This window comes from Mitsuaria sp. PDC51, from assembly GCF_900113225.1.
Lineage (GTDB): Bacteria > Pseudomonadota > Gammaproteobacteria > Burkholderiales > Burkholderiaceae_C > Roseateles.
Genome location: NZ_FOZE01000001.1, coordinates 2,456,468 through 2,478,496, shown reverse-complemented (window position 1 = coordinate 2,478,496; position 22,029 = coordinate 2,456,468). Strand labels below are relative to the sequence as shown.

11 protein-coding genes are annotated in these 22,029 nt (G+C 72.4%); 2 read left to right on the top strand and 9 right to left on the bottom strand.

All coding sequences use genetic code 11. The features are described from left to right. Nucleotides 1-35 precede the first annotated feature (35 nt). Nucleotides 36-1,247 carry a PAS domain-containing sensor histidine kinase gene (locus BM393_RS10385; RefSeq protein ID WP_091724690.1) on the top strand — a complete coding sequence of 404 codons (1,212 nt, stop codon included), beginning with the start codon at nucleotides 36-38 and terminating at the stop codon, nucleotides 1,245-1,247. 72 nt (nucleotides 1,248-1,319) lie between these two features. Here BM393_RS10385 and BM393_RS10380 read toward each other — a convergent pair whose 3' ends face one another. Together BM393_RS10380 and BM393_RS10375 are read right to left on the bottom strand one after the other, a co-directional pair. After that, nucleotides 1,320-2,159, bottom strand: a complete 840-nt coding sequence (locus BM393_RS10380; protein WP_217648413.1) for an NPP1 family protein — start codon at nucleotides 2,157-2,159, stop codon at nucleotides 1,320-1,322. 17 nt (nucleotides 2,160-2,176) lie between these two features. Beyond that, the gene (locus BM393_RS10375) at nucleotides 2,177-4,153 is read right to left on the bottom strand and encodes a phosphatase PAP2 family protein (protein WP_091724689.1); all 1,977 of its coding nucleotides are present in this window, start codon (nucleotides 4,151-4,153) and stop codon (nucleotides 2,177-2,179) included. A 192-nt stretch (nucleotides 4,154-4,345) separates the two neighbouring features. Here BM393_RS10375 and BM393_RS10370 point away from each other — a divergent pair, with 192 nt between their 5' ends. Then, nucleotides 4,346-5,365 carry an expansin EXLX1 family cellulose-binding protein gene (locus BM393_RS10370; RefSeq protein WP_175538275.1) on the top strand — a complete coding sequence of 340 codons (1,020 nt, stop codon included), beginning with the start codon at nucleotides 4,346-4,348 and terminating at the stop codon, nucleotides 5,363-5,365. Nucleotides 5,366-5,413: 48 nt separating this feature from the next. Here BM393_RS10370 and BM393_RS10365 read toward each other — a convergent pair whose 3' ends face one another. The 7 genes from BM393_RS10365 to BM393_RS10335 all read right to left on the bottom strand — a co-directional run bounded on the left by BM393_RS10365 (nucleotide 5,414) and on the right by BM393_RS10335 (nucleotide 21,905). Beyond that, nucleotides 5,414-7,039: a ShlB/FhaC/HecB family hemolysin secretion/activation protein gene (locus tag BM393_RS10365; protein ID WP_254783333.1), complete on the bottom strand. Its 1,626-nt coding sequence runs from the start codon at nucleotides 7,037-7,039 to the stop codon at nucleotides 5,414-5,416. A gap of 97 nt (nucleotides 7,040-7,136) precedes the next feature. Further along, nucleotides 7,137-13,592 (bottom strand): filamentous hemagglutinin N-terminal domain-containing protein, encoded by a 6,456-nt coding sequence (locus BM393_RS25710; RefSeq protein ID WP_091724686.1) that lies wholly within the window; start codon nucleotides 13,590-13,592, stop codon nucleotides 7,137-7,139. Between the two features lie 49 nt (nucleotides 13,593-13,641). Then, a complete protein-coding gene (locus BM393_RS10355; protein ID WP_091724685.1) occupies nucleotides 13,642-16,269 on the bottom strand; it encodes a 2-oxoglutarate dehydrogenase E1 component in 2,628 nt (875 codons plus the stop codon). 22 nt (nucleotides 16,270-16,291) lie between these two features. Further along, nucleotides 16,292-16,615 (bottom strand): winged helix-turn-helix domain-containing protein, encoded by a 324-nt coding sequence (locus BM393_RS10350; RefSeq protein WP_175538274.1) that lies wholly within the window; start codon nucleotides 16,613-16,615, stop codon nucleotides 16,292-16,294. Nucleotides 16,616-16,815: 200 nt separating this feature from the next. Beyond that, nucleotides 16,816-20,028 (bottom strand): histidine kinase, encoded by a 3,213-nt coding sequence (locus BM393_RS10345; RefSeq protein WP_141225289.1) that lies wholly within the window; start codon nucleotides 20,026-20,028, stop codon nucleotides 16,816-16,818. After that, complete coding sequence (locus BM393_RS10340; protein WP_141225288.1) at nucleotides 20,012-20,653, bottom strand: response regulator transcription factor; 642 nt, start codon at nucleotides 20,651-20,653, stop codon at nucleotides 20,012-20,014. The genes BM393_RS10345 and BM393_RS10340 overlap by 17 nt, the downstream gene beginning before the upstream one ends. Nucleotides 20,654-20,771: 118 nt before the next feature. Beyond that, on the bottom strand, nucleotides 20,772-21,905 hold the full coding sequence (locus BM393_RS10335; protein ID WP_091724681.1) for an ABC transporter substrate-binding protein: 1,134 nt from the start codon (nucleotides 21,903-21,905) through the stop codon (nucleotides 20,772-20,774). Between the last annotated feature and the right edge of the window lie 124 nt (nucleotides 21,906-22,029).

Here is a 22,029-nt window from a genome sequence, read left to right as displayed (position 1 = left end):
GGACTCACGGGACAGTGAGGCGGACGAGGTACGGGATGACGGCTGACAAGCCAGGAAACGACGGACAGGACCGAGAGGGCGACGACGTCGCACGCCTGCACCAGGCGGGCGACGAGGCCTATCGGCGCCTGGTGGAAGGCGTGCTGGACTACGCGATCTTCCTGCTCACGCCGTCCGGCCGGATCGCGACCTGGAACGCGGGCGCGCGGCGCATCAAGGGGTATGAGGCGGACGAGATCATCGGCCGGCATTTCTCGGTCTTCTACACCCAGCCGGACATCGACGCGGCCTGGCCCGACGAGGAGCTCAAGCTCGCGCGCGAGCACGGCCGCTTCGAGGACGAGGGCTGGCGCGTGCGGCGCGACGGGTCGACCTTCTGGGCCAATGTCGTGATCACGGCGATCAAGCATGCGGACGGCGACCTGCTCGGTTACGCCAAGGTCACCCGCGACCTCACCGCGCGCATGGAGCAGGAGCGCGAGCGCCGCCGCATGGCGGAGCTGGTCGAGGAGAGCCGCCGCATGACCGAATTCATCGCGGTGCTGTCGCACGAGATCCGCAATCCGCTGGCGCCGCTGACCAACGTGCTGTCCCTGCTGGACCGCGAGACGCTGAGCCCACGCGCCACCTGGTGCGTCGAGGTCGCGAGCAAGCAGGTGCGGCAGATCAACCGGCTGGTCGAGGACCTGCTCGACGTCAGCCGCGTCACCACCGGGAAGGTGCGCCTGACCATGACGCCGCTGGAGCTGGGCGAGGTGGTGCGGGAGGCCGTCGAGGGCATGCGTCCGGCGGCCGAGGCCCGCGAGCATCGCCTGCAGGCCACCTGGCCGACGCAGCCGCTGGCGGTCACGGGCGACCGCACGCGCTTGATCCAGCTGGTGAGCAACCTGCTCAGCAACGCGATCAAGTTCACGCCGCCGGGCGGCACGATCGCGCTGACGCTGCGGCGCGACGACGATGCGGCGGTGATCACCGTCGTCGACAACGGCATCGGCATGACCGCGCAGACGCTGGCCCATGCGTTCGAGCCCTTCTCGCAGGGCGAGGAGCATGCGCGCGGTCACGGCGCGCATGGGGCGCACGGCGGCCTGGGCCTGGGGCTCGCGCTGGTGCGCAGCATCGCGGAACTGCATGGGGGCGGCGCGGCCGCCCACAGCGCGGGCAGCGGGCAGGGCGCGTCGGTGTCGGTCCGGTTGCCGCTGAGCGCCGACCCGCTGGCGGACGAGCCGGCGCACGCGATGAAATGACAAGGGCCGCGGCATCGCGCCGCGGCCCTGGGTCGCGCCCGGCGCCCGAGGCGCCGAACCGATCGCGGCGACTCAGCGCGCCGCGTCGATGCTGGCCGACGTGAACGCCGGATAACCGGCCGGGCGGCCGTTGTTGAGGTTGGTCAGGAAGTTGCTGTCCTTGACCGGCACGTTGGCCGAGCCGTAGTCGAAGCCGTTGAGCAGGCCGCGCATCGTCGCGTTGCTCACGCCGTCGCCGGTCATCGCGGTCCAGCTGACGATCGCCGGCGTGAGCCACTGGCCATACGGGTTCTCGGCGGCGATCTCGTCGGTGCCGGCGAAGCGCATCGCATGCGTCAGCGCGCCGTCCTTGTGATAGACGAAGCGCACGTGCCCGTTCTGCACGGCCAGCGTGCCGACCGCCGCGTTGGTCAGGTCGCCATGCGCGCTGTAGCCGGCATGGGTGACCACGCCATTCGTGGTCCAGATCGCCGCGTGCTCCCAGTCGTGGCGATGGCCGCCGCCAAGCGCCGTCACCTGGTCCTTCAGGAAATACAGCGCGTAGAAATGGCCGCAATAGACGTTGCCGCCGCTGGTGACGCAGGCATGGCGATGCAGCGTGTTCGCGTAGTCCAGGAAGTCCGCGCGGCGGCAGCCGGCGGTGATGCCGCCCGAGGTCTTCAGTCCGCCGTTCTGCTGCCCGCTGCGGCTGACGCCGGCGCTGGGCAGGCAGCCGTCGGTGTCGAAGTCGAACAGCGGATAGGTCGCTGCGATCGACACGTTCGCCGGCCAGGCCGCCGAGAGGGCGGGGAAGTCGTCGGCCCATGCCGACGGCGCGGCGACGACGGTCGACAGGACCAGCGCGGCGGCGGCGCTCAAGCGTCTCATGCGATTCATGCGCTTCGTGTGGTTCATGCGCTTCATGCGGTTCATGCGATGTCCCCTCGTGCTCAGTTGATGCGGATCTGCAGACCGGTGGCCGTGTAGGTCGGCGTCGCGGTGAAGCCCTCGACCACCACCTTGTCGAACTTGCCCTTCAGCGTCGCCGCCTGGATCGCCACCACGGTGTCGCCACTGCGCGGCACCGTGCCGGCCTGGAACTTCACCGTCAGCGTGCCGCCAGCGATCACCACGTTGCCCGCCGCGGTCAGGCTGCCGGCGTTGGCGGCGCCCAGGTGCAGCTCCAGCGCGCCGGTCGCGAGCTGGGTGTAGTTCACCACCGCCACCGGCGTGGCCGCCTGCGTCATCAGCGTGCCGGTGTCGACGTAGACATCGCCGGTGCCCAGCGCCTTGGCGCTGTCGGCGCGCAGCACGCCGCCCGAGACCTGCGTGCCGCCGGTGAAGGCATTCGCGCCCGCCAGGGCCAGCGTGCCGCTGCCGAGCTTGGTCAGCTTGCCGGCGCCGCGGATGTCGTTGCGCCACACATCCAGCGCCTGGAAGCCGCCTCGGGCCGCATCCATCGTGACGCTGACGTCGCCATCGAAGGCGCCGTAGCCGTCCGCCGCGGCGAAGAGGTTCAGCCGGCCCCAGCCCTCGGCATCGTCCATGACCGGCGTGCCGGAGGCCAGCGCGGTCGTCTTCAGCACCACGCGGCGCTGGTCGGCGCTGAGGTAGGGCAGGCGGGTCTCCAGCAGCACCTCCGCGCCCTTGGGCACGACCGCCGCCTTGGTGGTGGCGGCGATCGGCGCCAGGCCGAAGGTCATCAGGCGCAACACCGTCGCCTTGTTGGTGGCGTAGTCGGCGTAGGGGTCCTGCGCCAGCGGCAGCGAATGCGCATAGGCCTGCAGCGCCGCGGCGTCCTTCGCGCCGACGGCGGCCATCAAGGCCGTGCGCGCCTGGTCGTAGGCGGCCTGACGGCCGGATTTGTTGGGATCGGTCGCCAGGTTGGCCGCCGCGGCCGCCACGCCCTGGATGCGACCGCCGATCACGTCCAGCGGCGAATGCATGCCCGCGTAGATGCGGTTCTCGCCCAGCACCAGGGCACGGGTGACCATCTCCTGGTAGCGCTCGGGCACGAGGTAGGCCATCGCCAGCGCCTTGCGCACGGCTTCCGCGCTGTGGCCGCTGACGAAGCCGCCATCGGTCGTCGGCGTGCCGCTCTTGGCCGGCTCCAGCGCCGGCACCACCTTGACGCTGGCGCTCCAGCGCCAGGGGCGGGCGTACTTGTAGAAGCGCTTGGCCGGCTCCGTCGACGCGTTGTTGCCAATGTTGGCCACCAGGTCGATCGCGGCGCCGAAGCCGTGGCTGTTGGCGCTGCCCGCGTTGCCGATGTCGTTGCCCTTGTCGTTGTAGAGCACCGTGGTCGCGTCGGCCGCGATGTCCGTGATGGTGGTGCTCTGCTCGCTGAGCGTGCGCCAGGCCGTCGTCAACGGGCCCATGCCGTCGCTGATGCTGTAGCCCTTGCCGCGGCGATCGTCGAGGTAGGCGGCCAGCTCCTGCGCCGGCGTGCGGCGCGCGGTGGCATCGACGACGTACTGCACGTTGGCGGCATGGACCGCCGCGTTGAGCACCTTGCCGTCGGTCGCGTCGCCGGGCAGGCCGCTCCAGCTCGATGCGGCCACGGCCGCGAAGCCGTCGCGTGCCGGAGCGCTCGCGCCCGCGTCGACGAGCAGCGTGCTCGGCTGCCAGATGTCCAGGAAGCCCGACACCACGCGCACGCCGGCATTGGTCTGCAAGGTGGCGTAGCGCGCGTCGCCGCGCTGGTTGCTCGCGATGTTGTCGATGAAGGGCGGGACCTGCGTCTCGTCCTGCACCGCGGCGCTGTCGGTCGTGCCCAGGCCCTTGGGCGCGGCGGGGATGACCAGCGGCTGCTCCGGGCTGTCGTCGTCGTCGGAGGAGCAGGCGCCGAGCAGCAGCGCGGGCACGAACACGGGGAGCAGGGCGAGCAGCAGCGGGCGGCGCTTGGCCGGGAAGGCGGAGAGAGACATCGGTGGTGAGACAAGCGGGTGGGAACGGCGGCGGACTCTAGGGCGCCTCGATGTCGTGCCGATGACAACGCAGTCATATGGCGTTACCCATTCTCACCAGGGCTTGCGGACGAAGCCGGGACACTGCGGCGGTCCAGTGGGATGGACCACGGATTCACCAGTGTTCATCGAGGTCAAACGGGGGAAATCGTCATGACATTACGGCTTGCGGCGCAGCGCCGCGCGTTCCTGCCGCTGCTGGTTGGCGGCTTGCTGGCGGGCTTGCAGCTCACCGCCGCGGCGCAGGGCAACTACCAGCAGACCCATACCGGGCAGGGCACCTTCTACGGCTACGGCGGAGGCGGCAACTGCTCCTTGCCCAAGCCCACCGACATCCTGACCGCGGCGATGAACACCGCCGACTACAACACCGCGCAGGCCTGCGGCGCCTGCATCGAGGTGACCAACCTCAACACGCAGCAGAAGGTGGTGGCACGCGTCGATGACCGCTGCCCCGAGTGCGCGCCCGGTGACGTGGACCTGTCGCAGGAGGCCTTCGCGAAGATCTCGCCGATCGAGGCCGGACGCATCCCCATCAGCTGGCGCTACGTGTCGTGCAACGCGCGCTCGGCCAAGCTGTTCTTCAAGGAGGGATCGAGCCAGTGGTGGGCGGGGGTGCAGGTTCGCGATCACGCCGGCCCGGTGGCCTCGCTCGAATACCGGCCCAGCAGCGGCGGCGCGTTCACGACGCTCGGCCGCGAGATGTACAACTACTTCATCGCCCCGAGCGGCATGGGCCCCGGCCCCTACGACATCCGGATCACCGACGTCTTCGGCCAGCAGATGCTGGCCCCGAACGTGACGCTGGCGGTGACGACGGAGATCGACCTCGGCCAGCAGTTCCCGCTGGTCCTGCCGGCGGCGGGCTCGGGCGGATCGTCCGGCGGCGGCGGCACGCCGACGACCCCGACGACACCCGCGCAGCCGGCCACGGTCAGCATCAGCGTGGCCAACGACTGGGGCCAGGGCTACTGCAACAACGTCACCGTGGGCAATCCGAACGCGACGCCGCTGAACTGGACGGTGTCCTTCCCGGTCGTCGGCGCGATCTACACCGCGTGGAACGCGACGGTGTCGCAGAGCGGCGCCAGCGCGACCGCGGTCGGCGTCAGCTGGAACCAGACGCTGCAGGCCGGCGCGACCACCTCGTTCGGCTTCTGCGCCAACCGCTGAGCGGCACGAGACGGGCGGGGGCCGGCCCGGCGCGATGACCCTGACCGGTCAGAACGCCCAGCCGGCCTGGACCCAGACGCGCACGGCGCGGTCCGGCTCGGACTGCGCCCGCTCCGCGCCGTGCCCGGCGATCGAGAGCGTCCAGTCCATCGTCCGCCAGGTGCCGCGCAGGGCGGCGCCGTAGCTGTGCAGCGTGCGACGGTTGTCCGTCGGGAGGAAGGGCGCCTCGTTGAGCCGCACGCCGCCGGCGCCCAGGAACACGCTGGGAATGAAGGCCGGATTCGCCGCGTAGTAGAGCTCGCCGGACGCGAGCCAGCCCTCGTCGCCGACGGCCTCGCCCGAGGGGTAGCCGCGCAGGCCCTGCACGCCGCCGAGGACGAACTTCTGGTACGAGTCCAGGTTGCGCGAGGCGAGCTGCCCGCTGGCCGCCATCAGCACGCCCCAGCCGCCGCCGAGTCGCTGGTTGCGCTGCAGGTCGAGGTTGAACGTGCCGTAACGCCCCGCGGTGCGCGCGCTCAGGCTGTCGATGAGCGCCGCGTCCGATGAGGTGAAGCCCAGGTGCCCGCGGCCCACGCGCACCGCGATCCGTGTATCCGCGCCGGCGCCGACATCGTCCCGCAGGCCGAGCATCAGCTGCAGCGTGCCATGCGTCGCGCGCTTGCCGGTGGCGGTCCCGGTGGCGCGGATCTCGTCGTTCAGGCGACGGCGCTCGAGGCTGGCCTGCGCGGTGAGGTTGAGGGCGGTGCCGCGGATCAGCGGATAGCTGAGCTGCCATTCCGCCACGCTGGCCTGCCCGCGCGCGTCGAGCTCGGTGAAGGACGAGCCCAGCGCGTACTGGGTGCGCGTCACGCTCAGCCCCGTGCTCCATCCGCCGTTGCCGAGGGGGAGCTGCGCCGCCAGGCGGCCGTAGTAGAGGTCGCCCTCGCTCGCGAGCAGGCGGGCGCTGATCGATTCGCCGTGCCCGGTCGGGCTGTCCAGCACGATGGACCCACCGGCGCGGCGCTGGCCGGTGTAGCGCGAGCCGTGGTTGTCCGCCTCGATCCGGCCGCTGACCAGAGGGGCGGGTTCGGACTCGATCGAGATCGTCGTGTCCCCGGGCTGCGCGCCGGCCTGCAGCCGCGCCTTCAACCGGGCGCCGGGCAGGTCGGACAGCAGCAGCAGCGTGCGGTCCACCTGCGCCTGGTTCAGCGGCTCGCCGAGCGGGATCGCGGCCATGCGGGCCTCGAGGACCGAGGCGTCGATGCGGCTGCCGGGGGCCACCTGGACACGCACCTCGGCCAAGCGGCCTTCGATCACGCGGATCTCGACCTCGCCATCGCGGATCGTCTGCGGCGGCAGGACCGCGCGTGCCAGGAACCAGCCGTGATCGCGGTAGTGCTCGGTGATGCGGGCCGCGCCGCGCGCGAGCTCGTCCAGCGTCCGCGCGCCGTCGTTCAGGTCGGCGACCAGGGCCTCCAGGGCCTCGGCCGGGAACAGCCGCGCGCCGGTGACGCGGACGCGGCGCACGGGAATGGGGGTCGCGTCTCCGGACGCCGAAGCCTGGGCGGGATCGTCCGGGCGACGGGGCAAGGCGATGTCGCGCGGCGGGGTGGTGAGCAGGCTGGGCGGCGCGCTGGCGCGATTGGCGGCCTCCGCCGCCATGGGCAGTGCGTCCGCCTGGGCCTGCTGTGCCATCAGGAGCAGCAGCGAGGCCTGGACGAGGGTTCGATGAGCTGGGGGTGTGTCGCGCGGGCGGCGGATCATGAGGGGATCGTCGTGGGACCCGGCGACTCTATCGCACCGACTCCGGCGGCGGATCGCGGGTCTCGACCGAGAGCGTCCCGGTCCACCAGCGGCCGATGCCCACCGTCGCCGGTTCCAGGTGGTCCAGCGGTGCGGAGGTCATGGTCCGGGCCTTCCAGAACAGGTCGGCGAGCGCCGAGAGGTAACGCGACGCGGCCTGCTCCGAGCCGGTCGCGATCAGGCCGGCGCTGGCCGGGAAGACGGTCAGGACGCCCGGCGCATAGCGGATGTCGTAGTTGCGGCTGGACAGGCCCGTGGCCGACACCTCGTAGCGTCCGGGCGGGGACGATGCCGTCGCGCCGGTGAGGTAGCGCAGCGTGCCGGACAGGTCGCTGGTCGCGGCCGTCTGGCCGGCGACCAAGCCGGCATAGGTCACCGAGAACGCCGGGTCGGGCCGGCCGATGAGGCGACTGGCGTTCGTGACCGAGACGAGCAGCGGTGCGGGCGTGATCTCGTAGCTGTGCCCGGGCGTCACGGTGACGAGGTAGCCGAGGCGGTCGGCCAGCGTGCCCGGCTGGACCGCGTAGCGGCCACGGTCCTGGCCGGGCGCGCGGTCCAGGCTGCCGGTGAGGATCATCGCGGCGCTGTCGCCGTGCCGCTGGCCCGCCACCGTGTAGGCGATGCCGGGATCGCTCAGGCCGCCGTCGTAGACCTTGGTGTTGGCGCCGTCGGCGGGCGTGACCGTGAGCGAGGGGCGCTCGCGATACAGGACGTAGGTGCTGCCGTCGCCGACGCCGGTCGCGCCGGGCGCGTCGCCGGCCTGCCGGCCATAGCGGAAATTGCCGCTGCCGTCGGGCGCGCGCTCGGCGAGTGTGCCCGCCAGTCCGGTCCCGTCGAGGCTGCCGGTGTAGACGGTCAGCAGGCGGCCGGGGTCCAGGCTCAGCGTGGCGGTGCTGATCACGTCGCCGCCGGCCGCATCGCCGAGCGCGCGAGCGGCGCCGGCCGACAGGAGGAGGTCGCCGCCGGTGACGCGCCAGGTCCCGGAGGCGCTCAGGTCGCCAGCGGTCGTCGTCAGCGAGACATTCCCCGTGGCGCCGACGCCATCGACGGTCATCGCCTGGCTGTTCACGACGGCGAGGCTGCCGGCGTCGACGACGCGCAGCGTGTGCAGGGCATTGAGCGGGTCCTGCAGCAGGACGGCCGCGCCGCCAGCGTTCAGCGTCGTGGTGCCGCCCACGGCCAGCGCGCCCAGCTGCGAGACGCCGGACGCGGACAGGTCCAGGTTGCCGCTCACTGCCGAAGCGCCGAGGACCAGGGGGCCGGCGGCGGCAACGCTGGCATCGTTGGCGGTCAGGCTCAGCGTGCCGCCGAAGTGGTTGTCCGGGCGGGGCAGGGCGATGTCGGCGCCACCGGCGTCCAGCGTGGCGGGACCGGTCACCGAGACGGCGCCGACCTGCTGGATGCCAGGGGCGCTCACGCGCAGCGCGCCGCCCGCGGACGAGGGCGCGAAGACCAGCGGGACGCTGGTGTTGAGCAGCACGTCGCCGCTGGTGAGGCTCACGGCGCCGGTGAACGCGTTGCCGGCGTCGGCCAGCGTGATCGCCGAGGTGCCGCCGTTCAGCGTCGAGGTCCCGGCGACCGACAACGCTCCGGTCTGCTGCAGCCCGGGCGCGCTGGCCGTCAGCGAGCCGCTGAGCGTCGATGCGGCGAAGGTCAGCGGCGTGTGGGCCACGATCGTCGCGTCGCCGCCGGTGAGGCTCAGCGCGCCGCTGAAGGTGTTGCCAACGTTGGCGAGCGTGACGGCCGAAGTGCCGCTGTCGAGCGTGGACGGACCCGCGACCGACAAGGCGCCCGTTTGAAGCAGACCCGGCGCGCTCGCGGTCAGCGAGCCGGTCAGCGTCGACGCTCCAAACGTGAGAGGCGCGTTGGCGGCCAACGTCGCATCGCCGCCCGTGAGACTCATCGCGCCGCCAAACACGTTGGCGCCGTTGACGAGCGTGATGGCCGAGCTGCCGCTGTTGAGCGCGGTCGTGCCTGCGACTGAGAGTGCGCCCGTCTGCAGCAGCCCGGGCGCACTCGCAGTCAACGAGCCGGTCAGCGTCGATGCTCCAAAGGTCAGCGGCGCATTGGCGGCCACCGTCGCACTGCCAGCGTTGAGACTAATCGCGCCGCCAAACACGTTGGCGCCGTTGGCCAGCGTGATGGCTGAGCTGCCGCTGTTGAGCGCACTCGGGCCGGCGATGGAGAGGACGCCGCCCTGTGAAATTCCCGGTGCGGTGGCAGAGAGACCACCGCTCAAGGTTGAGGCCGCGAGGAGCAGCGGCGTGCTGGAGTTGATCGCTGCGTCGCCGCTGATGAGGCTCACGGCGCCGGTGAACACGTTCCCGCTGTTGGCGAGCGTGATGGTCGACGTGCCGCTGTTGAGCGTCGTCGAGCCTGCGACCGAGAGCGCGCCCGTCTGCAGCAGCCCCGGCGCGGTCGCGTTCAGCGAGCCGGTCAGCGTCGATGCTCCAAACGTCAGAGGCGCGTTGGCGGCCAACGTCGCATCGCCGCCCGTGAGACTCATCGCGCCGCCAAACACGTTGGCGCCGTTGACGAGCGTGATGGCCGAGCTGCCGCTGTTGAGCGCGCTCGGGCCGGCGATCGAGAGGACGCCGCTCTGCGAGATGCCCGGTGCAGTGGCATTGAGGCCACCGCTCAAGGTTGAGGCCGCGAGCAGCAGCGGCGTGCTTGAGCCGATCGTCACATCGCCGCCGATGAGGCTCACAGCACCGGTGAATACGTTGCCGCTGTTGGCGAGCGTGATCACCGATGTGCCGCTATTGAACGTCGCCGTGCCGGCGACCGAAAGCGCGCCCGTCTGCAGCAGGCCGGGCGCGGTCGCGTTCAGCGAGCCGGTCAACGTCGACGCTCCAAAAGTCAGCGGCGCATTCGCGGCCACCGTCGCATCGCCAGCGTTGAGACTCATCGCGCCGCCAAACGCGTTGGCGCTGTTGGCCAGCGTGATCGCCGATGTGCCGCTGTTGAGCGCGGTCGCGCCTGCGACCGAGAGCGCGCCCGTCTGCAGCAGCCCCGGCGCGGTCGCGTTCAGCGAGCCGGTCAGCGTCGACGCTCCAAACGTCAGCGGCGCATTCGCTGCCACCGTCGCATCGCCAGCGGTGAGGCTCATCGCGCCGCCGAACGCGTTGGCGCCGTTGGTCAGCGTGATGGCCGAGCTGCCGCTGTTGAGCGCGCTCGGGCCGGCGATGGAGAGGACGCCGCTCTGCGAGATGCCCGGTGCGGTGGCAGTGAGGCCGCCGCTCAAGGTCGAGGCCGCGAGGAGCAGCGCCGTGCTGGAGTTGATCGTTGCGTCGCCGCTGGTGAGGCTCACGGCGCCGGTGAACACGTTGCCGCTGTTGGCCAGCGCGATCGCCGACGCGCCGCTGTTGAACGCGGTCGTGCCTGCGACCGAGAGCGCACCCGTCTGCAGCAGCCCGGGCGCGCTCGCAGTCAACGAGCCGGCCAGCGTCGATGCGCCAAACGTCAGCGGCGCATTCGCGGCCACCGTCGCATTGCCAGCGGTGAGGCTCATCGCGCCGCCGAACGCGTTGGCGCCATTGGCCAGCGTGATGGCCGAGCTGCCGCTGTTCAGCGTGCTCGCGCCGGAGACCGAGACCGCGCCGCTCTGCGAGATCCCGGGCGCCGTGACCGTCAGTGCGCCGCTGATGCTGGACGCCCCGAAGGTCAGCGCCGCGCTGTTGCGCAAGGTCGTGTCCGCCGCCGTCACCGCGACCGCGCCCGAGAAGGCATTGCCGGCGTTGACCAGGCTCACCGTGTTGCCCGCGCCGGCCGCGGTCATCGAGGTCGCGCCGCCGATGTGGAAGTAGCCGCCGAAGGTGGTGTCGTCGGCCACCATGCCGGCGGCCGTGGTGATGCTCAGCGCGCCGGGCACGATCAGCCCGCCCTTGTTCCACAGCGCGCGCCGCGTGGCGACCTGGCTCTCGGCGCTGATCTGCAAGGGCGCCAGCGTCAGCACCGACAGCGTCGCCGGGCCGCCGATGTAGAAGCCGGTGTAGCCGCTGACCGTGTCCAGCGCCTGCGCGGAGATCTGGATCGGGATCGCCGCCGGCGCGCTGAGCCGGACGGCGGCGGTGCCGGATCCCCAGACGCCGTCGCCCCCCGCGTTGCTGCCCGCGATGTGCAGCGCGCCGGTCGACGCGGTGATGTCGACCTTGCCGTCGATCTTCACCGCCGCGTTCCCATTGCTGGTGCTGGCGGCGCCGCCGACCGTCGTGTTCGTGCCGTTGATCGTCACCGACCCGCCCGTCAGCGTGACCGCGTTCGAACTGCTGCCGATCAGCGCCACCGTGGATTGCTGGTTCCGGTAGGTGCTCGCCGACGGATTGGAGGCGGTGCCGGTGATCGTCAGCGCCCCGGCGGTCGACAGCGCGTCCAGCGCGCCGAGCGTGACCGCGCTGCCGGACCAGGTGGCCGTGTTGCCGGTCGCGGTCCCGGCCAGGGTGATCGCGCCGCCGCCACTGCTGCTCAGGGTGTTGCCCCCGTTGAGGTAGACGCCGATGTTGCCGGTCGAGAACAGCGGCGCGCCATTGGCGTTCGTGCCGGTGACCGTCGCGATGCCGCCGCTGGTGCCGTTCACCGAGATCGACCCGGCGGCGGTGCTGAAGCTGTTTGAGCGCAGCCAGACGCCGATCCCGTTGCCGCTGCCGGCCTGCGTCCCGGTGATCGAGATGCTGCCCGCGCCGGCGGTGGTCCAGACGTTGGTGCTCAGGTCCACCGCCGCGGCCGTGGCCGCCGAGGCGCGGTTGGCGGTGACCGTGATGTTGCCGCCGTTGGCGTTGATGTCCAGGAAGCGCAGGCTGATCGGGCTGTTGCCCGAGGTGGTGGTGGTCGCCGCCGCGCTCATTGACACGTTCAGCGCGCCGCTGGTGCTGGTGATCGTGCGATGCGTGCCCGCGCTGGCATTGGTGGTGATCCGGCCGTCGGCCTCCAGGCTGAGCGTGGCGGCCCCGCCCGCGGTCTTGGCGATGTTGCCGTTGATCGCGATGTTGCCTTCCTGCGCGCCCGCGCCGACGGTGCGGATGGTGACGTTGCTGCCGCTGTTGAGCAGCGTCTGGATGCTGTTGACGCTGACCAGCGAGCCGCTCGCGCTCGGCGTCCAGATGCCGCCGGAGAAGCCGCCCCCGGTCTGCGTGCCGGTGGAGATGGTGACGTTGTACGGGTCCAGCAGCCACAGGCCGCCGCTGGAGACCTCGACATCGATGCCGGTGGTGTCCAGCACATGGCCGGAGGTCTCGATGCGACCGCCGGCGCCGCTTTGCGGTCCGCCGACGGACTTCAGTCGGCCGAAGACGTTCGCGACCTCGGTGCCCCAGACGACGATCTCGCCGCCGTCGCCCCGCGTGGTGGCGCTCGCGTCGATGGCGGCCGTGGGCGCGACATAGGCGGCGGTCGCATTCGGCGACGGTCCCGCGCCCTGGAAGTTGCCGCCGACCAGCACCTGGCCGCCCCCGCCGGCGCCGCGGGCGTCCAGCCGCGCGCCGTCGAAGACGCCGACCTTGTCGCCCAGCACGCGGATCGTGCCGCCGACCCCGCCGGCCTCCGGCGCGCTGGCGTCGAGTCGCCCCTCGACCCGCGCGACGCCGGTGGCCGGGTCGGCGATCAACTCGATCACGCCGCGGTCCTGTCGCACCGTCCTGGCCTGCACGACGCCCGACGCGTTGACGACGGACTCGGCCAGCCCGTCCAGCCCCTTGGCGGTGAGCACGACATGGCCCCCATCGGCGACGATCAGCCCGCCGTTGGCGGCCAGCGCCTGGGCCGCGCCGCGGCTGATGGTGTAGCCCAGCGGCCGGCCATCGGCCAGCGTCAGCGAGACCGCGGACGCGCCCGCGAGCAGCACGCTGCCGCCGTCCGCGTTCAGCGTGCCCGCGTTCTCGACCTTGGCGGCGATCAGCGCCAACTTGCCGCCGGCGCCCGCTTGGATCGCGCCGCGGTTGACGACGCTCGCGGCGCTGTCGCCGGAGAACGCATGACGCCCGGCCTCGAAGTCCGCGTTGCTCAGCTGCAGCGTGCTGGCGACCAGGCTGCCGACGTCGACCCGCGCGCCGCCGCCGAAGAGCACGCCGTTCGGATTGAGCAGGAACACGGTGCCGTTGGCGCTGAGCTCGCCCAGGATGCTGCTGGGTTCACGACCGGTGACGCGGTTCAGCGCGATCGCGCCGGGGCCGGGCTGGATGAAGCGGACCGATTCGCCGGCGGCGATGCCGAAGCTGGTCCAGTCGATCGCCAGCCGGGGCGATTGCTGCGTGATGGTGGTGGTGCCGTTGCCCTGGACGATGCGGCCGTTGCCCGCGGTCACCTGGCCGCCGCCCGGCGCGGCCGCCGCGGACGGCGCCAGGGCCGCGCCCGCCAGCAGGATCGCCGCGGCGCAGGCGACCGGCAACGGGGCTGGCAGCGGAGCCGGCGGGGCACTTCGATGCGGAACGCGCGGAACGTGCTTGTTCATGGGCGGGCCTGCAGACGTGACGTCGCATTCTTACGCAAGTGCGGCGGAATCAGCCATCCAGGGCCTGCCGCACCAGGTCCGCCTGCTGCTCGCGGTGCAACACGGCCGACGCGGTCGCCCCCGCCGCGGAGGGCGCCCGCGAGACCTCGCGCAGCGTCACGCCGGCCGGCAGCAGCGCCGACAACTCGTCGCGCACGAAGTGCCACGCGCCTTGATGCCGGGTTTCCTCCTGCGCCCAGACCGCGGTCTCCAGGCCCGGATAACGCCGCAGCACGGCGCCCAGTTCATCGCTCGGGAACGGGTAGAGCCGCTCGACGCGCACCAGCGCGATCTCGGCCGCCCGCTCGGGGGCGTACACCGACATCGCGTCCCGTCCGTCGCGCAACTCGTAATGCAGCTTGCCGCTGCACAGCACGACGCGCCGCACGACGGCCGGATCGGCCGCGACCTCGTCCAGCACGGGCTCGAAGCGACCGTCGGCGAGCATCCGGACCGGCGTCTGGCTGCGCGCGTCGCTCATCAAACGGGTCTTGGGCGTGAGCACGATCAGCGGCTTGCGCCGCGGCGTCATCGCCTGGTCCAGCAGCAGGTGGGCGTACTGGGCCGAGGTCGACGGGCAGGCGACGCGCAGGTTGTCCGCGCCGCACAGCTGCAGCATGCGGCCCAGGAAGGCGTTGGACTGCTCCGGCCCCGCGCCCTCGTGCCCATGCGGCAGCAGCAGCGTGAGGCCGCTGGGCAGGCCCCATTTCTCCTCGCCGCAGCTGATGTAGTGGTCCAGGAAGATCTGCGCCCCGTTGACGAAGTCGCCGAACTGCGCTTCCCACACGGTCAGCGTGTCGCGGGCCTGCACGCTGTGGCCGTACTCGAAGCCGAGCACCGCCTCCTCGGACAGGAGGGAGTTGTGGATCTCCAGCCGCGCGCCGCGCCGCGCCGCGGGTGCGAGCGGCGTCCAGCTCGACGGCGCGGTGTCGGCCTGGTTGTGCCAGACCGCGTGGCGATGCATGAAGGTGCCCCGCTGCACGTCCAGCCCGGACAGGCGCAGCGACACGCCGGCGCGCAAGGCCGTCGCACAGGCGAGCGCCTCGGCCGTGCACCAGTCGACGCCCAGGTGCTCGTCCGCCGCGAGGGCGCGTCGACGCACCAGCAGCGCGGCCAGCATCGGATGCGGCTCGAAGCGCGGCGGCGGCGTCGTCAGCAGCGTCAGGGCGAAGCGCACGGCGGCCGTCGTCAGCGCGGCGGTGGGCTCGCCATGCGCGGGCGAGGGCGAGGGCGCGGCGACGCTCCCCGTCCGATCGGTTTCCCGCACGGCGGGCGCGGTCGCGTCGTGGCCGAGCGGCCGGGCCATCGCGCCGGGAAGGTCGCGAACCGGCCGGCCCGGCGCCGCGTCGGGATCGAAACGGTCGCCGGCGGCCGCCAAGGCGCGCCCCTCGGCGACCGACAAGCGGCCATCGGCCACCAGCCGGTCGGCGTAGAGCGCGGTCACGCTGGCGCGACGCGCCAGGCGTCGATACAGGGCGGGGCTGGTCAGCGCGGGAACGTCGTGCTCGGAATTGCCGTGGCGCCGATAACCCACCAGGTCCAGCACCACGTCGGCGGCGAAGCGGGCGCGATAGTCCACCGCCAGGCGCGCGGCCTGCAGCACCGCCTCGGGATCGTCGGCGCCGACGCGCAGCACCGGCGCATCGATCATCCGGACCGGATCGGTGCAGAAGCGCCCGGCCATCGGGTCCATCCGGTTGGGTTCGGTGAAGCCCAGCTGGTTGTTGATGACGATGTGCAGCACGCCGCCGACCTCGTAACCCGGCCGCAGGCCGAGCGCCAGCGTCTCCATCACCACGCCCTGGCCCGCGAAGGCGGCGTCGCCATGCAGCACGACGGCGATGCTGCGCTCACGCCCCGGGCCGTCGGCGCTGCGCGCCGCGCGGGTCCGGCCGAGCACCACCGGATAGACGCTCTGCAGGTGGGACGCGTTGCTCGCGAGCGCGACCCGCAATTCGCCTCGCGGGGTGTGCAGCCAATAGTCGCCGCCCAGCTGGTGGACCAGCTCGCGCTGGCGTTCCGGATGGACCGGCTCGGTCGCGAAGTGGTCCAGCAGCTCGGCGACCGGATGCCCCAGCAGGGTGGCGAGCAGGTTGACGCGCCCGCGATGCGGCATGCCCATGAAGACCTGGTCCACGCCCTGCGCGGCCGCCGTCTCCAGCACCTGCTCGAGCAGCGGCAGCAGCGCCTCGCAGCCTTCGAGCGAGAAGCGCTTGGCCTGCGGATGCAGGCGCGCGACATGCCGTTCCCAGGCCTGCGCATTGGCCAGGCGGCGCAGCAGCGTGGCCGCCTCCGGACCGGTCAGCACCGGCCGGTCCGACTCCATCCGGCGCTGCAGCCAGTCGCGTCGCTCGGCGCTGCGCACGGCCGAGGCGTCCAGCGTCAAGGTGTCGCAGTAGATCGCCCGCAGCCGGGCGAACAGCGCTTCGACATCGGTCGCGCCCATCACCGAACCGCCGTCGCCGGTCAGCGCATCGCCCGGCGCCAGGCCGAAGTCGGCAGGGCGGGGCGGCCGCACCCGCGAGCTCGTCGCCAGCGGGTCGAGCAGCGCATGGCGGTGGCCGTCGCGTCGGAAGGCCTCGATCAGGGCCGTGACGGCGGGGCGGGGCGCGTCCGTGCCCACACGGAAGGAACTCATGGGAGGTTCGCGCCGGGTCTGCTCACTCCAGTGCGGCGACGAAGCGGTAACCGACGCGGTGGTAGGTGCGGATGATCTCGACCGAGGGCGGCAGCGCCCCCTGCAGCACCGCGCGGATCCGCGCGATCGCCATCGCCAGCGCGCCGGGCTGCACATCCTGCTCGCCCCAGACCACGTCCAGCAGCTCGTCGGCGCTGACCACGCGGTCGCGGTGCTCGATCAGGTGGACCAGCAGGTCGAAGGGGCGCGGTTGCAGGTGACGCGACTGGCCGCTGACAACGATGTCACGACAGGCCGGCCGAACCATGCATTCACCGAAACGCCAGCTGGCGTCGGAGAAGGGCACCGAGGGTCGAAGAGGGGGTTCCGCGCGGCTGTCCGCATCAAGGCCCGTCGGGAGGAAAGCCGCATGACGCGGTGGCACGGCAATGAACATCGTGGGATCCTGAAGAGCTACTGCGAGCGTGTAGGTGAAACTCTACAGGACGATGCAATGAAAAACCTGTGCAGGAATCCGCACTTTTGCCACTTCGTGTAGTCGAACAACTACGTACCGTAGGGGGACGGTGGCGCCGCGGGCGTGCCGGGCACGACGCGCAGTTCGACCACCGTGCCCTGACCGGGTGCGCTGTGGATCGACAGCGTCCCGCCCAGCAGGCGGGCCCGCTCATGCATGCCCATCACGCCGTAGCCGGCGGGCCGGCCACCGGGGTCGAAGCCGCGACCGTCGTCGCGCACCGTGAGGATCCACAGGCCGTCGTCGAAGGACAGCGACAGGGCCGCCCGGGTCGCGTCGGCATGACGGCGCACGTTGTTGAGCGATTCCTGCGCGACGCGGAACAGCTGTGTGGCGGCCTCGGAGCCCAGCTGGCCGGCGCCCGCCGCGACGGCCACGTCGCAGGGCAGGCCGGTGTCGCGGCTGAACTCGGTGCCGAGCCAGCGGAAGGCCGCTTCCAGGCCGCCATCGAGCGCCGGCGGACGCAGTTGCGAGACCACCGCGCGCACGGCGGCGACGAGCCGGTCGACCCGCTCATGCAGCAGGTCCAACTGGCCGGCGTCGATCGAGGCGGTGGCCCGTGCGGCGCGCGCGCGCATGACGGCGATTTCCAGGCGCAGCGCCGCCAACTGCTGCCCCAGCTCGTCGTGCAGCTCGCGCGACACCCGGGTGCGCTCCTGCTCGAGCGCCAGCGCGTTGTGCTCGCTCAGCCGGTGCAGGGCCTCGCGGGAGGCGTGCAGCTCGGCGGTGCGCTCGTCGATGGCCCGTTCGAGCGTGCGCCGGCGCGCCCGCGCGCGGCGCTGGGTCCACAGCGTCAGCGCCCACCAGAGCGCGCCCAGCAGCGCGAGGTAGGTCAGCCGCATGCCGGGCGAGTTCCACCACGGGGGCGCGATGGTGAAGGGCAGCGCCAGCTCCGGTCCCGGCGGCTCCAGCGGCACGCGGCCGGCGGCACGCAGCGTCAGCACATGCCGGCCCTCGTCCATGGCGCCGACGTCGATCGACGCGCCCTCGACCGCACGCCACGGCGCCTGCGGCGACAGCCGGTATTCGATGCGGCGGTCGCGCGGCAGCGAGAGCGTCGGCGTGCCCAGCGTGATGCGCAGCTGGCGGTCGGTCCAGGGCACCGGCGCGGTCGGCGGCCCGCTGAACTGGTGGGTGCCGAATTCCAGCCGGTCCACCCGCAACACGGCGGGCGGGCCCGGCGGCGGCGGCCGCCGGCGCACCCGCGTCGCGCCGCCGCTGGTGCCGATCCAGGCGTCGCCGGCGGCGTCCAGGAGGAAGCTGTCGTCATTGACGTCGTTCCACACCAGGCCGCTGTCGCGGTCCAGCAGCCCCAGCCACTCGCCCTGCGGGCCGAGGCGGAAGACGCCCCGTCCGGTGCCCAGCCAGATCTCGTTCCCCGGGCCGTGGACCACCCACATCGGATCGGCCCCGCCGAAGGACGCCTTGGGGATCCGCCGCCGCAGCTGCGCGCGGTCGCCGGACAAGGTGTAGGTCGCCACGCCCTGGTCGTTCGAGGCCCATAGCGCGCCATCCGCGACCGTCGCGGTGTAGGCCGTGAGCACCCGGCCCTGGTCGTCGCGCAGCGGCACCCAGGCGTCGCCTTGCGCGCGGAAGACCTGCCACCGGACGTTGATGAACCAGTCCGTCGTGCCGTCGCTGAAGACCGAGATGGCCGGCTCGCCGCCGGGCAGGTCGGCGGCGACCGGCTCGCGCTTCACGCCGCCCCGGGGCTGGGGGATCAGCCGCTCGATCCGCGAGCGGCTCGTGACGTAGAGCTTTCCGCCATGCCCGGCCAGCAGGCCCAGCAGCGCAGGCTCGGTGAGCACGCGGCGGGCCGTCGTGCCGCCCGCCTTGATGGTGTTGAGCTGGCCGCGGTCCAGCCACCAGAGGTCGCCCGCGGCATCGATGGCCGCGCCCGCCACGATGCCGGCAACGCGGGGCGCCGTGGCGGCGGAAGGGGGCAGCGGCTGGAAGCGGCGGGCCGCGGCGTCGAACCAGGCCAGGCCCTCCCGGGTGATGGCCCAGTGACGGCCACTGCGGTCCTGCAGCAGGCGGAAGACGACGTCGGACGGCAGGCCCGAGGCCCGGCTCCAGTGGTCCACGTCGCCGTAGCCGATCCAGCGATGGAAACCCTGGCCGGACGCGCCCAGCCACAGCGCGCCGTCGCCGTCCACCAGCAGGCTGCGCACGGCCGAGTCGGGCAGGCCGTCATCGCGGGACCAGGTTTGCCAGGCCCGGCCGTCCCAGCGGGCGATCCCGGTCGCCGCGGCCATCAGGATGCCGCCGCGGGGATCCTCGATGAGGGGACTGCTGGCCTCCCATTCCTGGTTCACCATCGGCGCCTCGACGGTCTCGAAGCGCTGGGCGCCGGGCGCCAGGCGGGCCAGGTGGCTGCGACCGCGCGCCCACAGGCTACCGTCCCGGCCGACCAGCAGCGTCGCCCAGGTTTCCGGCGGCAGGCCCTGCGCGGCGGACCACAGCGTCACCGCCGCCTGGCGTCGGTCCCAGGCGCACAGGCCGTCGCCGCAGCCGAACCAGAGGCGGTCGCCAAGCCGCCGCAGCGGGATCGTCTCGACGTAGCCGGCCGCCGGCGGGCGGTCGAGGGCAGCCACGGGGAGGGGCTCGGCGCGGACCGTGGACGGTCCGGCATCGCTGACCGTGGCCGTCCAGAACCGATGGTCGCGATCGACCGCCACCAGCACGCCGCGCTCGTCGACGTCGAACTGGCCGTCGAAGGCCACGTCCAGCGGCTGGCCGTCGGCGCGCCGGATCTCCACCCAGTCCGCGGCCTCGCCGCCCTCCGGGCGTGCCGCGTCGCTCGACGGGCGCCGCAGGAACAGCCCCTGGTCGGTGGTCAGCCAGAGCCGGCCGAGCCCGTCGACACGGCCGCCCCAGATGCCGTTGCCGACGGCGGCCGGCAGCGGCTCGCGATGGACCCGGAAGCCGTCGAAACGGAACAGGCCGTTCTCGGTGCAGATCCACAGCACCGCGCGCCGGTCCTGCGTGAGGCAGGTGGGGGTGAGGTTCTGCAGGCCCTCGCGCTCCTGGTAGGAGGCCAGCACGATGCGCTCGGCGCGCGCGGGCAGGGGCAAAAGCACCGCCAGCAGCGCCAGGGCGAGGGAGGCGACGACAGCGAGGAGCGGGAGACGCGCCCGGCGCGAGGCGGCGGGTGGGCCGCTTGAGGGGAGCAGGTCGAGCAGGCGCCGCGCCGGCGACACGACCGGGGCGAGCCCGGTCGCGTGCTCAGTCGACGATGCCATGGCGCACGGCGTATCGCACCAGGTCGCTCAGGGAGGCCTGGTCCAGCTTGTCCATGAGGCGGGTCTTGTAGGTGCTCACCGTGTTCGGCGCGACCTGGAGCGCGGCGGCGATGTCCACCAGCGACTGGCCGCGCACCAGCGCGACCAGCACCTGGCGCTCGCGCGGGGACAGCGATTCCAGCGGCTCCGGCGCTTTCGGTTCCTGGCGGATCAGCGCGGCGCTGAGCGAGGGGTCGACGTAGCTGCGGCCGGCGGCCACGTGGTGCATGGCGTCGATCAGCAGCTCGGTGGAGATGTCCTTGGTCAGGTAGCCGCCCGCGCCGGCCTCCAGCGCGCGGCGCGCGATGTGCGGATCGGCATGCATGGTCAGCACCAGCACCGGCAGCTCGGCATGGGCGGCATGGATGCGCTGGATCAGCTCGACATCGGTGCAGCCCGGCATCAGCAGGTCCAGCAGCAGCAGGTCGACGCCGCCCTGCGCCAGGCGGGCCATCACCTCGTCGGCGTTGGCGGCCTCGCCGGCCAGCTCGATGCTGTCATCGAGCTCCAGGACCTTGCGCAGACCCTCGCGCACCAGCGCATGATCGTCCGCGATCACCACGCGGGTCTTGGCGGCGGGGCTCACCGCCAAGCCCCCCGGTCGCGCGCGGCGGGTCCGCGGGGATGCGAGGCGGATCGCGGGAAAGGAGCCGCCCGCGCAGGGCGCGGGCAGGGGCGGTCGCTGGATATGCTGGGTGTCATCGTCAATGCACGAACTTGCCTCCGGGGCCGATCATTGTCATCTCAACCCGATGGGTGCCGGCGTGGTCGGTGGGCGAGTAGGAGATCCGGTAGCCGCCCGCGTCCCAGCCCTGCATCGACTCGAGGGCGGCGATGAGCCGGGCGCGGTTCGGTTCCTTGCCGGCGCGGCGCAGTCCTTCGGTGAAGACCTTGGCGGCCAGGAAGCCCTCCATCGACCCGAAGCTGCGGTGCGGCACGCCGGCGCGCTGCAGCGCCTGGTTGTACTCGCGCTGCAGCGCGGTGCCTTCACCCCAGGGGAAGGGCACGACCTCGGAGATCCACACGCCGCTGCCCTCGCCGCCGAGCTCATCGGCCAGCGACTTGCCGCCGACGTAGGAGGTCGCGACGAACTGGCCGGCGTAGCCCTGCTTCTTCATCGTCTTGATGAGGGCGGCGCTCGAGGTGTAGGAGGCGATCAGGATCACCGCCTGCGGATGACCGGCGGCCAGCTTGCGGGCGACGTCGGCCACCTCGGTGGCGTCGCGCTCGACGGCGGCCATGCCCACGTTCTTCACGCCGCGCTGCGTCAGCGCGCGTGTCACCGACTCCAGCGCCGCCTTGCCGAAGGCGTCGTCCTGATGGAGCACCGCGACGCTGCGCAGGCCGCTGGTCGAGAGCTGCTCGACGATGTAATCGGCCTCCTGGTTATAGCCGGCGCGCACATGGAAGATCTGCCGGTTCAGCGGCGTGCGCAGCGCCTCGGCGCCGGTGGACGGCGCGAACAGCGGCACGCCCGCCGCGGTGGCGACCGGCACGGCCGCCAGCGTCGTGCCGGTGCCGACGGTGCCGAACAGCGCGAACACGTCGTCCTGCTCGATCAGCGCCTTGGCCTGGCGGGCGGTCTCGGCGGGGTCGTAGCGATCGTCGCGGGTGCGCAGCTCGACGCGATGGCCGTTGACGCCGCCGCGCTCGTTGAGCGCCTGGAAGTAGGTCCGTGCGCCCAGGTTGTATTCCTCGGCCAGCTTGACCGACGGGCCGCTGAACGGCGCGACCTGGCCGAGCAGGATGGTCCCGGTGACCGCAGGATCGGCCGCGGCGGCGGCGCCGGCCACCGCCATGGTGGAGAAAAAGACACCCAGTGTGGAGAACATGCGCATGGCAAGACTGCTGGTTGGAAGGGGTGGCCGCAGCTTACGGAGGGACCGCGCTGCAGACATCACCGAGCGCTGACGCCGCGTTCACCGGCGCGGAAATTTGCCCGGAAGACCGCCAGCCGCACTG